14 protein-coding genes and 1 tRNA gene are annotated in these 14677 nt (G+C 62.5%); 5 read left to right on the plus strand and 10 right to left on the minus strand.

Annotated elements, in window-relative coordinates; translation table 11 throughout:
* Positions 1-21: 21 nt before the first annotated feature.
* A complete protein-coding gene (locus tag ACODSZ_RS03730; protein ID WP_175343831.1) occupies positions 22-1293 on the minus strand; it encodes an MFS transporter in 1272 nt (423 codons plus the stop codon).
* A gap of 198 nt (positions 1294-1491) precedes the next feature.
* On the opposite strand from ACODSZ_RS03730, the gene ACODSZ_RS03735 reads away from it, so the two are divergent.
* On the plus strand, positions 1492-2541 hold the full coding sequence (locus tag ACODSZ_RS03735; protein WP_241822679.1) for an NADP(H)-dependent aldo-keto reductase: 1050 nt from the start codon (positions 1492-1494) through the stop codon (positions 2539-2541).
* 85 nt (positions 2542-2626) lie between these two features.
* Here ACODSZ_RS03735 and ACODSZ_RS03740 read toward each other — a convergent pair whose 3' ends face one another.
* From ACODSZ_RS03740 to ACODSZ_RS03770, 7 genes are all read right to left on the minus strand, one after another.
* Complete coding sequence (locus ACODSZ_RS03740) at positions 2627-3634, minus strand: bile acid:sodium symporter family protein (RefSeq protein ID WP_008329659.1); 1008 nt, start codon at positions 3632-3634, stop codon at positions 2627-2629.
* Positions 3635-3760: 126 nt separating this feature from the next.
* Complete coding sequence (locus ACODSZ_RS03745; RefSeq protein ID WP_008329661.1) at positions 3761-4096, minus strand: zinc ribbon domain-containing protein YjdM; 336 nt, start codon at positions 4094-4096, stop codon at positions 3761-3763.
* A 163-nt stretch (positions 4097-4259) separates the two neighbouring features.
* Complete coding sequence (locus ACODSZ_RS03750; RefSeq protein WP_008329665.1) at positions 4260-5597, minus strand: 4Fe-4S binding protein; 1338 nt, start codon at positions 5595-5597, stop codon at positions 4260-4262.
* Between the two features lie 56 nt (positions 5598-5653).
* Positions 5654-6532 (minus strand): FTR1 family iron permease, encoded by an 879-nt coding sequence (locus tag ACODSZ_RS03755; protein ID WP_008329667.1) that lies wholly within the window; start codon positions 6530-6532, stop codon positions 5654-5656.
* Between the two features lie 56 nt (positions 6533-6588).
* A complete protein-coding gene (locus tag ACODSZ_RS03760) occupies positions 6589-6939 on the minus strand; it encodes a cupredoxin domain-containing protein (protein ID WP_175343829.1) in 351 nt (116 codons plus the stop codon).
* A 104-nt stretch (positions 6940-7043) separates the two neighbouring features.
* A complete protein-coding gene (locus ACODSZ_RS03765) occupies positions 7044-7589 on the minus strand; it encodes an iron transporter (RefSeq protein WP_008329671.1) in 546 nt (181 codons plus the stop codon).
* A 213-nt stretch (positions 7590-7802) separates the two neighbouring features.
* Positions 7803-9437, minus strand: a complete 1635-nt coding sequence (locus tag ACODSZ_RS03770; protein WP_488927068.1) for a methyl-accepting chemotaxis protein — start codon at positions 9435-9437, stop codon at positions 7803-7805.
* Positions 9438-9978: 541 nt separating this feature from the next.
* Here ACODSZ_RS03770 and ACODSZ_RS03775 point away from each other — a divergent pair.
* The gene (locus tag ACODSZ_RS03775; RefSeq protein WP_034350428.1) at positions 9979-10416 is read left to right on the plus strand and encodes a response regulator; all 438 of its coding nucleotides are present in this window, start codon (positions 9979-9981) and stop codon (positions 10414-10416) included.
* A gap of 123 nt (positions 10417-10539) precedes the next feature.
* Here ACODSZ_RS03775 and ACODSZ_RS03780 read toward each other — a convergent pair.
* A tRNA-Arg gene (locus ACODSZ_RS03780) sits at positions 10540-10616 on the minus strand.
* Between the two features lie 144 nt (positions 10617-10760).
* Between ACODSZ_RS03780 and ACODSZ_RS03785 the strand changes: the two genes are divergently transcribed.
* From ACODSZ_RS03785 to ACODSZ_RS03795, 3 genes are all read left to right on the plus strand, one after another.
* A complete protein-coding gene (locus ACODSZ_RS03785; RefSeq protein ID WP_175343827.1) occupies positions 10761-11420 on the plus strand; it encodes a sensor histidine kinase in 660 nt (219 codons plus the stop codon).
* A gap of 74 nt (positions 11421-11494) precedes the next feature.
* Positions 11495-12148, plus strand: coding sequence for a response regulator (locus tag ACODSZ_RS03790; RefSeq protein WP_008329681.1), 654 nt, complete (start codon positions 11495-11497; stop codon positions 12146-12148).
* Positions 12149-12458: 310 nt separating this feature from the next.
* Positions 12459-14081, plus strand: coding sequence for a GGDEF domain-containing protein (locus tag ACODSZ_RS03795; RefSeq protein WP_175343826.1), 1623 nt, complete (start codon positions 12459-12461; stop codon positions 14079-14081).
* On the opposite strand, the gene pnuC is transcribed toward ACODSZ_RS03795, so the two are convergent.
* Positions 14078-14665 carry a nicotinamide riboside transporter PnuC gene (pnuC, locus tag ACODSZ_RS03800; protein ID WP_008329684.1) on the minus strand — a complete coding sequence of 196 codons (588 nt, stop codon included), beginning with the start codon at positions 14663-14665 and terminating at the stop codon, positions 14078-14080. The two genes, ACODSZ_RS03795 and pnuC, sit on opposite strands and share 4 nt — an antisense overlap.
* Positions 14666-14677: the final 12 nt, after the last annotated feature.

Here is a 14677-nt window from a genome sequence, read left to right on the forward strand (position 1 = left end):
CCGCTGGCCTGCCGCCGGAGCTCAGGACTGACGCGCCGCCAGCCGGTCGACCTGGTAGAGCGACGGGAACAGGCGGATCCACAGCAGCACGATCAAGAGCGTGCCAAAGCCGCCGATGAGCACCGCAGGCACTGCACCGAACCAGGCTGCAGTGAGGCCCGATTCGAATTCTCCAAGCTGGTTGGAAGTACCGATGAACACCGAATTGACGGCCGAGACCCGACCGCGCATGGCGTCGGGCGTCTCCAGCTGAACGAAGGAGGAGCGCACCACCACGCTGATCATGTCGGCCGCACCCAGCACCGCCAGCGCGGCCAGCGAGAGCGGGAAGGAACGCGACAGGCCGAAGACGATGGTGGCCAGTCCGAACACGGCCACGGCCATGAACATGGTGCGCCCTACCCGGCCACCCAGCGGAAAGCGCGCCAGCAGCAGCGCCACGATCAGGGCCCCGGCAGCCGGTGCCGAGCGCAACAGACCCAGGCCGACCGCACCGGTGTGCAGGATGTCGTTGGCGTAGACCGGCAGCAAGGCAGTGGCGCCACCGAGCAGCACGGCGAACATGTCCAGGGAGATGGCACCGAAGATGGCGGGCTTGCTGCGGATGAAGGCCAGGCCTGCGAACACCGACGACAAGCTGGCACCAGTGGGCTTGGACGGTGCTGCCTGGGATGCCGTCACCTGGGCCGGACGCCGGATCAGCGACAACAGTACGCTGCAGGCGATGAACAGCGCGCAGCTGCTGGCATACACCACGGCCGGCCCGGCCACGTAGAGAAAGCCCCCCAATGCCGGGCCGATGATGATGGCGAACTGGGTCGCCGAGGCCGAGCCCGCCACGGCGCCCGGCAAGGCCTTGGGCGACATCAGGCTGGGCAGCAGGGCCGACATGGTCGGCTTGGAAAAGGCCCGGCCCGCGCCAATGACGGCCACGATCGCGAACATCATCTCGCGGCTGAGCCAGCCTTGCAGGCTGCCCACTGCCAGCGTGGCGGCAGCGGCCGCTTCCACCAGCGAACTGACGCGCGCGACGTTGCGGCGATCAAAGCGGTCTGCCACATGGCCCACCACGAAGACCAGGATCAACGAAGGAATGAACTGCACCAGGCCCACGATGCCCAGATCGAAGGCGCTGTGGGTGAGCTGGTAGACCTGCCAGCCGACCGCGACGATCTGCATTTGCAAGGCGATGGTGGAGGCCACGCTGGCGCACCAGAAAAGTTTGAAGGGCGTGTGATGACGCAGCGGCTCGGCGGCATCATCGGGGGTCGCGCTGGGGGAAGTGGATGACATGTCTCGTGAATGGGAAGGCGGTGTTCTGGCGTGATGGAGTCCGGGACTGCAAGCAGGAACCCGGCTGGCGCAAGCGGTCTTGGCGCCGCTGCGGCCCTGCCCTGCAAGCCAGGGCGGGCGCCGCTATACTACCCGATCCCGCGCCAGCCGGCAGGACGCGCTCCGCGCGCCTGCCTGCGCATCACAAGGAGAATCCCCATGCAGTATCGCCAACTCGGCCGCACCGACCTCAAGGTCAGCCTCATCACCCTCGGTACCATGACCTGGGGCGAGCAGAACACCGAAGCCGACGCCCATTCGCAGCTGGACTATGCCGTCGAACGCGGCATCAACCTCATCGACGTCGCCGAAATGTATCCGGTCCCGCCCAAGGCTGAAACGCAAGGTCTGACCGAGCGCTATCTGGGGACCTGGCTGAAGAAATCCGGCAAGCGCGACCAGTTGCTGATCGCCACCAAGTGCACCGGCCCGGCCCGCAAGGCGCACAACCCGCGCCACATCCGCGGCGGCATCAACGACCTCGACCGCAAGGGCCTGACCGACGCTCTGCATGGCAGTCTGGAGCGCCTACAACTGGATCACGTGGACCTGTACCAGCTGCACTGGCCGGACCGCAGCGTCAACAGCTTCGGCCAGCTCGGCTACGAGCACGTGGAGGATGAAACCACGGTGCCCATCGAGGAAACCCTGACGGTGCTCTCCGAATTCGTGAAGGCCGGCAAGATCCGCACCATTGGCTTGTCCAACGAGACCGCCTGGGGAGTCGCGCAATTCCTGCGCGCGGCCGAGCAGCATGGACTGGAGCGCATCGTCACCATCCAGAACCCGTACAACCTGCTCAACCGCAGTTTCGAAGTGAACCTGGCTGAATTCGCGCACCGCGAACAGGTCGGCCTGCTGGCCTATTCGCCCCTGGCCTTCGGCATGTTGAGCGGCAAGTACCTGGATGGCGCGCGTCCGGCCGGCGGTCGTCTGACGCTGTTCGAACGCTTCGTGCGCTATACCAATCCGCAGGCCGAACGGGCCACCGCAGAATACGTCGCGCTGGCGCGTCAGCATGGACTGGACCCGGCGCAGATGGCGCTGGCCTACGTCAACAGCCGCCGCTTCCTGACCTCCAACATCATCGGCGCGACCACGCTGGAGCAACTGCGCAGCAACATCGACAGTGCCCAGGTACAGCTGAGCGAGGAGGTACTGGCCGCGATCGAGGCCATCCATCGCAGGCAGCCCAATCCGGCGCCCTGAACCGAAACGGAGCGACCCTACAGGCAAAAAAAGACCGGCTGCGTGCCGGTCTTTTTTGTGGGCGGAGAGGTCGTACCGGGGACGATCAGTCGCCGCCGCTTTCGGTCGCTACCGCTGCCCGCACCTGTTCCTCGCGCGCGCCGTAACGCGCGGCCATGACGGCGCACACCATCAGCTGGATCTGGTGGAACAGCATCACCGGCAAGAGCACCATGCCGATGGCGCCGCTGGAAAACAGCACCTTGGCCATGGGCACGCCCGAAGCCAGGCTTTTCTTGGAACCGCAGAAGACGATGGTGATCTCGTCTTCCTTGTTGAAGCCCAGGCGGCGGCTGCCGAAGGTGGTCAGTGCCATGATGATGGCCAGCAGCACGGCATTGATGACCAAGAGCGCCACCAGCATCGTCGCCGGCACCTGGTGCCACAGGCCCTGCACCACCGCCTCGCTGAAGGCCACGTAGACCACCAGCAGAATGGAACTCTGGTCGACGAACTTGAGCCAGGACTTGTTGCGCTCGACCCAGCGACCGATGAAGGGGCGCGCGATCTGGCCGGCCACGAAGGGCAGCAGCAACTGATAAACGATTTTCAGGATGGAACCGAGCGAGGAATGCCCGCTGCCATCATGCGCCACCACCAGCACCCCCACCAGCAGGGGCGTGAAGAAGATGCCCAGCAGATTGGACGCGGAGGCCGCGCAGATCGCCGCCGGCACATTGCCGCGCGCCACCGAGGTAAAGGCGATCGAAGACTGCACGGTCGAGGGCAGCACGCACAGGAACAGCAGCCCCAGGTACAGATCGGGGGTGATGAATTGCAGCAGCACCGGTTTCAAGGCCAGGCCGATCAGAGGGAACAGCGCAAAGGTACACAGCAGTACCGTCACATGCAGCTTCCAGTGCGTAAAGCCGGCCACCACCGCTTCGCGCGAGAGCTTGGCACCGTGCATGAAGAACAGCAGACCGATCATGAAGGTCGTCAGACCATCGAAGGCCTCGGCCACCTGGCCGGTACAGGGAAGAAAAGATGCAGTCAGCACGACGGCCAGCAGCATCAGGGTCATGTTATCGGGCAGGAAGCGGGGACGGGCCATGGCAGTTTCGTTGTTGTCGTGATCGGGACGCCCGCATGCTTATGTATACATTGGCTGCGGACAAACCGCCATTCTACGTGAGAGCGGCCCTGGCTTGCAGGACCCGCTCCCGGGGCCGGCAAGCGATCAGGCCTTGCGCACGAATTCGGTCTTCAGGCCCATGGAGCCGAAACCGTCGATCTTGCAGTCGATGTCATGGTCGCCCTCGACCAGACGGATGTTCTTGACCTTGGTACCCATCTTGACCACACCGCCGCCGCCCTTCAGCTTCAGGTCCTTGATGACGGTGACGGTATCGCCATCCTGCAGCACGTTGCCGGAAGCATCGCGCCAGACCCGGGCCGCCTCGGCGGGCGCGGCCTGGGCGCTCCACTCGTGGGCGCACTCGGGGCAGACGAACTGACCACCATCCTCATAGGTGAATTCGGATTGGCATTGGGGACAGGCGGGCAAGGTGCTCATATGAAAACTCCGGCAATTGGCTTGAAAAGGCAGCGATTGTACTGCTTCGGCAGCCAACTTCACATAGCCAGCAAGACCCGAGATCAAACAAGACGCAAATAAAAACGGCAGGCTTGCGGGCAAACCTGCCGTTTTCCTTCATGCGATGCGTGTAACGTCTGTCTTACCAGCCCCAAAACATCAGCCACCAGGCGGTATTGACCAGCGCCAGGCCACCGATCAAGGGCAGCATGGTCAGCACCTGCTGCAACCAGTGGGTCGCGTGACGCGCCACGACCTTCCAGCACAGCCACAGGCTCCACAGCGTCATGGCGCTCAGCAGCGCGGCGCGCACGTCATTGGCCCAGTAGACGGGCCAGTGCTCGGCGCGCAGCAGGCTGATGGTGGTGGCCGAGAGCCCAATGAAGACGCCGCAGCCCGCCAGGGGGATCAGGGCTTGCACCAGGTGGTTGAAGCGGCTCCATTCCCACTTGCCCAACAGGCGCGTAGCCAGGCCGAACATCAGGGCCACGCCGGTACCCAGCACCAGGCCGGTGGTGAGGATGTAGCCGACCACCATGGCGCCGTCGAGCCAGGTGAAGACGTCGCTTTGCTGCGGATAATTGGTCAGCAGCCACCAGGGCGCCTGGGTACCGAAGGGCCACATGATGTCGCGATCGATGAGCCAGGTGGCAATGTCCTGCTTGATGGTGATGAACCAGGGACTGACCGTCCAGTGGAAGGCGCCGATGGCAATGCCCAGCAGACCGTAGAGGACCAGGGCGCTTTCCCACAGATTATTGTGGGTCTTGCCGAACTGCACCACTTCCACCGCCGGGGGACGGAAGCTCAGAGCGATTGCATCGCGATGGCCACTGCAGCGACCGCACATGTGACAGTCGGAAGCCCCCTTCATATTGCGCAAAGGCACCAGCGGTGCGCAGTTGATCGGAATGATCTTGTGTTCGGGATGATAGGAGGCGCGCCATGCGTCTTCGTTCACCTTGTAGTGAACCGGGGCCAGTTTGGCCAGCAGGCCGAAGACGCCATTGACCGGGCACAGGTACTTGCACCAGACGCGCTTGTCGCGGCCATACAGGTAACCGACGATCATGGCGCCGACGGTGGAGCCGCCCAGCACCAGCAGCACCGCCTTGGGATACTGGTAGACGCTGACCATCTGGCCGTAGACCGTGGTCAGGGCGAAGGCCACGAAGGGCCAGCCACCCCAGCGCATCCACCGGGGAATGGCGCGGCCGCGTCCATGACGGCTGGCAAACTCGGTGAGTGCGCCTTCCGGACAGAGCACACCGCACCATACGCGTCCCATCAGCACCATGCTCACCAGCACGAAGGGCCACCAGATGCCCCAGAAGGCGAACTGGGCGATCAGCGTCAGATTGGACCAGAGATGGGCGGTTTCGTCAGGCAGCGGGAGGAACACCGGAACCAGGATCAGCACCGCATACACGGCCACCACGATCCATTGCAGGCCTCGGATGAATGCGCCATGGCGGCGCATCCAGTCTCCGGTACGCGTGAGCAGAGTCGGCGATTGCGTACAGGTTGTCATCAGGTTCAGACGGCTTCCTGCCTCTTGCTTTTGAGCTGAGGCTGGGGTTTTCGATAGAGGGCGGAGCATACCACGACCCAATAAACGGTATAGACGATCACCGACAGCAGCGCCGGACGGGCGCGGTAACCGGTCAGGGTCGAGATCAGGCTGCCCAGGGTGGTGGAATCATCCAGCAGTGCCGAGGTATCCCAGAGCTGACCTGTCAGGGTCATGGTCCAGTTGGCCGAGGCCAGCATGTCCGAACTTTCCAGCAGGACGTCGAAGAGCTTTTCCACGCCGGTGACCAGCAAACCGGCCGCCAGCAGCAGCAGGATCACTTCGGTGACCTGGAAGAAACGACGCCAGGAGAAGATCTTGCCGCCCAGCTGCAACAGATAGAAGGTCAGGAAGGCCAGCCCGAAACCGATCGCGCCGGCCAGCACCAGCGAAGCGGTGCTGGCGTTCTGCTGCCCCAGGCCGATGCCGTACAGGAAGACAGCCGTCTCGCTGCCCTCGCGGGCGATGGCCAGCATCACCAGCACGAACACACCCCACCAGTTGCCACTTTCATAGCTGGACTGCATGGAGCTTTCCATGTCCTTCTTGAGGGTGCGTCCATGCTTGCGCATCCAGAACACCATCTGCACGATCAGCACGGCGGCAATGAGGACGATGGCGATCTGGAAGTAGGTCTGGGCGTCGCCCGAGAGCAGTTCCGAAAAGCCCAGCAGGGCTGCGCCCAGTGCTGCCGCCAGTACCACGCCGGCCACCACGCCGCCCCACAGATAGGGGATGCCGCGCCGCGCGCTGACATCGCCGTTCTTCAGCCAGGCATACAGAATGCCGACCACCAGAAGCGCCTCGACGCTTTCGCGCCAGACGATGAACATGACCTGTCCCATGAAACCCTTCCCTTCCTGAAAACCTGGACTTCCGTGTCGCTTGCGCGCATCCGGACTTACTTGGCGACGATCACGCCGTGCGGCATGTCGAGGTGGAAGTCATCGAAAAACTTGTATTCGCCCGCACGCAATGGGGCGATCACCACGAAGGACTGCGCACCCGGCGCCAGCACCTTCTCCTTGCGCAGTTCGACACTTTCGAACTCGGCGGCGGACTTGCCGATGTTGTGCACTTCGATCTTGATGCGCTGCCCGGTCGGCACTTCGATACGCGACGGGATCAGTTTGCCGTCCTGCATCTCCAGCTTGAAGGTCGGCAGGTCGGAAGCGCTGGCCTGGGCGGCGCCACCCAGCATGGTCAGAGCGACCAGGCCCGGGCAGATCAGTCGGACGATTCTTGCGATCATGAAGACTCCGGAACTCTCAAAACGGTGAAGCCGGTCCGCCATCCTGGCCAGACCGGCATCGATTCACTGCAAAGGCAGGCGCTGGTTCAATGCCTGCCACCGGCTTAGTAGCCGCCCTTCTTGCCGATGCCGGCGAAGGTGAAGTCGTAGTTCAGCTCGAAGGTCTTGAACCACGGACCGACACCGGTTTCCTTGTCGACGTGACGACCAAAGTGGGCGTGCTCATTGGCTTGCGGCGAGGAGATGGTCAGCTTGAGCTTGTACTTGCCCGGACCTTCCAGCTTGACGTTGTCGCCATAGTGGGGACCGTCGTTGGCCACCATGGGCATCATGTCGCCCTTGAGTGACTTGGTGGAACCGACCTTGGTCAGCTCGTACTTCACGACCAGATAGGGCATCCAGTCACCTTCAGCGAACCCGTTGGGGTTCTTGGCCACGGCGCGGATGTCGGCTTCCAGGTGGATGTCGGAATCCTCGGCCTTGCGCATCATGCCGTCCGGTTCCATCTTCACCGGTTGCAGGTAGACGGCATTGACTTCAAAACCATTCTGGATCTGCGGCTTGCCAATGGGGTATTCGGCGGCCACGGCAGAACCTGCAAAGCACAGGCCAAGCGCTGCGGCGACAGCTAGTTTCTTCAAACCGATCATTGCGTATTCTCCTGGTGACAAATGATAATGATTAGCATTAAGTATATCACCCTTTGAGGTAGTGAGCGGGTCACCTTAGTGCAATCCTTCATAGCAATGCTGACCGAAGAGTAAAAATGCGCGAGCAATGAAAAACCGCCCGGCGGGCACCGGGCGGTTCATAGGGACTGCGAGCGGCATCAGATGGGGGTTGCCAGGCCCGCCCCATGCCACTCAGATTTGTTCCAGCTGCGCCAGCGAGTGCGAGACCAGCGGCCCAGGCTTTGCAGGTGCTGCCGCCACGCTGCGCACGGGTACCGCCAGGCGCCCTTCCAGCTGGAAGACCGCCACCACGCTCTCCAGCCTCTCGGCCTGCGCCTGCAAAGCCTGGGCCGCTGCTGCGGCCTCTTCCACCAGCGCGGCATTTTGCTGGGTGCCCTGGTCCATCTGCGAAATGGCCTGATTGACCTGGGTGATACCGGCGCTCTGCTCCTCGCTGGCATCGGCGATGCTGCCGACGATCTGGGTCACGCGCTGCACGCTGTCGACGATGTCGCTCATGGTGGCGCCGGCCTGTTCCACCAGCTTGCTGCCGCTACCGACCTTGTCGACGGAATCGTCGATGAGCGCCTTGATTTCCTTGGCGGCAGCCGCCGAGCGCTGCGCCAGCGAACGCACCTCCGAGGCGACCACGGCAAAGCCACGCCCCTGCTCGCCGGCCCGCGCTGCTTCCACCGCTGCATTCAGCGCCAGGATATTGGTCTGGAAGGCGATGCCATCGATGACTGCGATGATGTCGACGATCTTGCGCGAGGAGTCATTGATGGAGTTCATGGTGTCGACCACCTGGCGCACCACGTCCCCGCCCTGCGCGGCGATCTGCGAGGCTGATTGCGCCAGCGCGTTGGCCTGGCGCGCGTTATGGGTATTCTGCTGAACCACGGAAGTCAGTTGTTCCAGGCTGGAAGCGCTTTCCTCCAGCGCAGCGGCCTGCTGCTCGGTGCGGGCCGACAGATCGGCATTGCCCACAGCGATCTGACGTGCTGCCACCGTCACCGAATCGGTGGAACTGCGCGTGGTGCTTACCACCTCGACGATGCGCGCCAGCAGTTTGTTGAAGGCGGCGGCAGTACGGCCGATTTCATCCATGCGCTCCACCGGCACCGGACGCGACAGGTCGAGGGTCTGGCTGACATGTTCGAAGGTCTGCTGGATCTTGCCCAGGCTGTGCGTCACGCTGCGCAGGGTGCGCATCCCCAGCAATCCCGTGAGCAGTACCGCCAGCACGATCACCCCGATCATCGCGCGCAGAGCGAAGGCGTAAGCAGCGTCGCTCTCGTGCTTGATGGCGTCGATCATCTGGCGCCCCATCAGGATGTGGTCATCAAAGCCCTTCTTGGCGGCAGCCGCCGACAGGGCCAGCGGCGTGCCTGCCTGCAGCGTGGCGCGCACGCCCTCCATGTCATTGGCATAGGCGGCGGCGAAGAACGGCACCAGGGCTCGGCGGTAGGCTTCAATGTTGGCCTTGTCGGCCAGGATCAGGGCGCGGTCCTTGTCATCGAACACGAGATCGCGCTCGTAGTGGGCGAATTCCTCGTCCAGCGCCTTGTTGGCGGCATCGACCGCCTTCTGCAAGGCGGTCTTGTCGGGCAGATTGGCAAACACCGAGAGCCGATAGCCGGCCAGGCGCGAATCGGCCAGATAGCCCTTCAACAGATTGAGGCTGTCCATGCCGGGGATGATGCGATTCTGGATCAGTTCCAGTCGCTGCTGGGCACGCTGCAATTGCCAGAGCCCGTCGGCACCGACGAACAGCAGCGCCACCAGGGCTGTCGAGAGAGTGAGAATGAGGCGCTTGGTAATGGTCATGATGGAAAATTCACCCATGCAAAGGAGGCGCGCCACAGCACGCCGGTTCAACTACAAGACACGAAAAGAGGTGAAGAAAAAGACTCCCCCTGGCTGACTTGCCTGTCCGTCTTTGTTCGATTTTTTGTGCAATGCACCCAAGGCATTGCCGTCGCTTGTGCGAAGAGGTTCGCGAATGAGCTTCGTTGCAACTCATGACACAGCTGTCAGGAATATAGCCGAGCAGGCCAGCAGGAATGCTGCAACGCGAGATTTTATTCGTTCATATCTGGCATTCAGAAATTGAATGATCCAGCAGGGTTGCCGCCGCGCGCGGCGAATGCCGGCCCGGGCGGGCAGTCAAGGCGTATCTGTAATTGTCACGTAAGCTCATTGCGATAACCCACGGCCTGAGGGAAACACCTGACATCGACGAGATTGAGGCGCTGCCTGGGGGTTGGCTGCGTATTGAACAATGGATTTCTGCCCCCTGCTATGTCAAACTTGCCGGAACTCAGAAATGCCGCATTCAAAGAACAACGCCCTGTCCCGCACATAACGCATGTCCCGCCCCAGCATATTGATGGTCGATCCCAGTCCGGAGTCGGTGGAACTGGCGCGCTTCAGCCTCTGGCGCAGCAAGCTGGAGTGCGACTTCGGTTGGTTCGAGGATGCGGAACGGGCGATGGAATCGCTTTTCAGTCCCCACGCGCAGCAGCACCCCGAAACCCTGCCCTGCCTGATCCTGCTGGAACCGCGACTGCCGCGCATGGAAGGGCTGGACCTGCTGCACATGCTACGCAGCCAGCCGCATACGCGCGCGCTGCCGGTCATCATGTTCGCCACCTCTCATGACCAAGCCGATGCCACGCGTTCGCGCGAAGCAGGCGCCAACGACTACCTGGTCAAACCGGTGGATGCGCGTGAATTCATGGAGTTGGTCAACCAGACCGTCCAGCACTGGCTGCAAGCGCCCCCGGCTCAGACCGAGCCACGCTGACCGGCCAGTGCCTGCGCGCAGCAGGCACTGAGCAAAGCCGGAAAAATGGAGGCGGAAATTGGAAGCGTAAAAGTGAAGGCGAAAAAGACAAAAGGGCCCATCTTGCGATGGACCCTTTATATCTGGTGCGGCTGGCAGGAATCGAACCCACGACCCCTTGGTTCGTAGCCAAGTACTCTATCCAGCTGAGCTACAGCCGCGAAAAACAAAATTATAGCAGCAAGTTTTCCCCTTTGGGAAGCCCTCGACCGAGATTTTTTGCCGAAAGGGAAATCCGGCCTGCACATGGGTGGCTCGCGGCTATTATGAAACAATATTCAGCTTCCTCCGCTTACCTGCCTCGCATGTCCGATTCTGCCGCCCTCGATCTGTCAGATGCCTATCGCCTCCGTGAAGAAGAACGCACGCGCATCGCCCGCGACCTGCACGACGAACTGGGTGCGCAATTGACCGGCATCGGCATGGCACTGGGCCAATTGCGCGAACAGCTGGCCCTGGAACACCATGCCGCCCTGCCGCAGGCCGACTACGCCGGACAATTGCTGCAGCAGGCACGCGAAGGCATGGAGCGCATCATTGACGAACTGCATCCCCCCATCGTCGAGTTCGGCCTGGTCGATGCCCTGCACTGGCAGTGCCGCCATTTCAGTCGCCAGAGCGGCCTGGACTGCCGCTTCCACGCTGAGCAGGGCCTGACCGTGCACGATGAATTCCTGGTACTGGGCCTGCTGCGCATCCTGCGCGAGGCGCTCAACAATGTGGCGCGCCATGCAGCGGCCCGAACGGTGCAGGTGCGCCTGGAGCAGAGCGGCAAACACCTGCACCTGAGCATCGCCGATGACGGTGGCGGCTTCGATCCCGCCCTGGCCGGGCGCGACGGCAGGCGTGGCCATGGCCTGACCAACATGCGCCAGCGCGCCGCAGCCCTGGGCGGCAGTGCGACATGGGAGGCCCGCGCCAGTGGCGGTACCTGCGTAAATATCGTCATACCTGTCACACTCTGAATGAACGCTATAGAATACGCCCTCGCCCGCCGCAGCTTGCAGCAAGGGTTTCAGAGGAGTGTCGCCGTCCGCCCATGAGCAAGAAATCCACCGCCGCCATCAAGGTCCTGATCGCCGATGACCACGCCATCGTACGCGAGGGTCTGCGCCAGATCTGTGCCGGCAGCAAGGACATCGTCGTGGTCGGCAATGCTGCCAACGGTCTGGAGGCCATCAAGCTGGCCCGCGAAGGCAATGGCGATGTGATGCTGCTGGACATCGTGTTACCCGACCGCAGCGGCATCGACATCCTCAAGCAGATCCGCAAGGAGCAGCCGGAGCTGCCGGTGCTGATGCTCTCCATCCACCGTGAGGACCAGTACGCGATCCGTTCGCTCAAGGCCGGAGCGGCCGGCTTTCTCAACAAGCAGGCCAGTCCTGGCGAACTGCTGGCAGCCATCCGCCAGGCCGCCGCCGGGCGCAAGTACGTGAGCCCCTCGCTGGCGCAGGAACTGGCCAACCAGATCGGCGTGGACCACGACACGCCGCTGCATGAAACCCTCTCCGACCGGGAATACCAGACCATGGTCATGATCGCTTCCGGCAAGACCGTCAGCGACATTGCCGCCGAGCTGCTGCTGTCGGTCAAGACCATCAGCATGTATCGCTCGCGGGTGCTGACCAAGATGAAGATGCGCCACAACGCCGAGCTGACGCATTACGCGCTCAAGAACAAGCTGGTCGAATGAGTTTGCCTCGCCCTTTCCTCGCTGACGCCTGACAAGCAGTCAGCAAGCCGTGGCTTCCTTGTTGGAAAGGGGCTTTTCTCCTCCTATTAAAAGCATCCAGAGCACATGCGCTGAAGTACAATTAGTTGTCATTCTTGCCTCTACCTTGAGGGACAGCGGCAACGGACTACGGCGCAAGGGGAGACTACGCCGCGTCTGCGCGATGACAGGGGAAGGCGCCGTGCTCAAGCAATGCCGGCCTGCGCCGATACCTTATTAAATTCCCCGTGGCACCCAGACAATCACACCAACAATACAGTCACCAGCCGGCATGTCCAAGAAACCGACCACGCTCACGCCTGTCGAGATCGCCCGAGAAGCTTTCCAGAGGCTGGGGGCCAGGCGCATTGCGCCCACGCCGGACGCCTACCGCATCGCCTACGAGGAAATCCAGGGCGGATTGCCAGGGGTGACGGCTGAGTCGGTGCTCGGCAATTTCGCCACCAAGCTCTCGCGCCAGCCCGGTGAGAACGGCCTGCTCGGCACGCGCCTGGTACGTGCGCGCGAGAATGGGGACTGGAGCGAGTTCGAACGCCAGCTGACCGAGTTTGCCGACGCCAACTGGCAGAGTCGCCCCATCCTGCCCGCCAAGCCGGCAGTGCCCCACGGCGAACTGGTGCCAATCGACCTGGAACGCCAGTTCATCCGTGACAGCATCAAGGAGAAGATGCTGCGCGAAATGCTGGCGCGCATCCTGGTCTTCAATCTGCCCTCGCTGCTGTCGACCGCGCCGGAACTGGCCAATGAGTCGCGCAACAGTGGCCAGGAGCTGAAGATGGCGTTCTCGGAACAGGCGATGAACGACATCATCAGCCGCGTCAGGCAGCTCAGCTTCCAGATCGAGCTCAAGACCGACGACATGGCCCAGCAGCAGGATTTGCTGATGCGCCTGTTCCAGTTGCTGCTGGAAAACATCAACGGCCTGCTGGAACAAGGTTCCTGGCTGTCGAGCCAGATCGAGACGGTGCAGAGTCTGATCGCCGGCCCGCTCAGCAGCACCTCCCTGGCCGACGCCACCAAGAACCTCAAGGAAGTGATCTACAAGCAGGGCCTGTTGAAGAACACCCTGTCCGAGGAAAAAGTGGTGGTCAAGAACATGATGCTGACCTTCGTGGATCGACTCTCGGCCATGGTCTCCACTACCGACAACTACCAGCGCACCATCCGCGGGTTCTCGCAACAGATCAGCCAGGCCGGCAACATTGCCGACCTCAACAGCGTGCTCAGCGAGATCATGACCGAGACGCAGAAAGCCCAGGAAGAAGCCACCCGCTCGCGCGATGCGATGGAAGATGCGCGCCAGGAAGTGGAAAAGGCCGAGGAACGCATCCAGGCGCTGGAGCAGCAACTGCAGCAGATGGGCGAACTGGTGCGCGAAGACCAGTTGACCGGCAGCCTCAACCGGCGCGGCATGGATGAATCCCTGGATCGCGAGATCGCCAACGCCCTGCGTCGCGAAACGCCCCTGTGCGTGGCCCTGCTGGACCTGGACGACTTCAAGCGCATCAACGATACGCACGGCCATGCCACCGGTGACGAAGTATTGGTACACATGGTGCAGGTCATTCGCGAGACCTTGCGCAAGCTGGATGTGATCGCGCGTTTCGGTGGCGAGGAGTTCGTGGTGCTGATGCCGGAGACCAGTCCGCAGGACGCGGTCCAGATCATCACGCGAGTCCAGCGCGAACTGACCAAGCGCATCTTCATGCACGAAAGCCAGCGCCTGCTCATCACCTTCAGTGCCGGCGTGGCGGTGTATCAGCCCGGCGAGAGCCAGGCGGATTTGCTCAAGCGCACCGATGTGGCGCTGTACAAGGCCAAGAATGCCGGCAAGAACCGCATCGTCTTCGCCGACCCGCCAGCGGCGACACCGGCACTGCCGCCATCCCGCTAGGCGCGGCGCCAGCTGCGCCAGCCGGCTGCGGCCATGAGCACGAAGAGGGCATAGAGAATGGCCGTCAGCGTCAGGTGCTTGTAGAGATACAGTCCCACGTAGAGCACATCCACGACGATCCAGACCAGCCAGTTCTCCAGCTTCTTGCGCGACAGCAGGAATTGTCCGACCAGACTGCCGGCGGTGAGCAGGCCATCCATGTGCGGCACATCGGTATCGGTGTAGCGCTGCAGGAACCATGACAGTATCCCCCACCCCGCCACCCAGGCCATGCCCATGAGCAGCCAGCCCCGTGCCGAGAGCCTCGATACCTGCAGCGGCCCCTGCTGCTCGCCGCCACGCAGCCACTGCGACCAGCCCCAGACCGAGACCGCCACGAAGACGAACTGCAAGCCGGCATCGCCATAGAGACGGGCATCGGCGAACACCGCCGCGTACAACAAGGAAGAGAGAATGGAGAACAACCACGCCCAATGATTCTGGGCGATGTTGAGCCAGACGGTGATCACCGCCAGCACGAAGGAGACCAGCTCCAGCGGCGTGGTGCTCAGGCCCAGCCAGTTCAGCGGGGTATCAAGGCTCATGCGAAAGACAGG

This window comes from Herbaspirillum sp. FG34 (assembly GCF_057809315.1).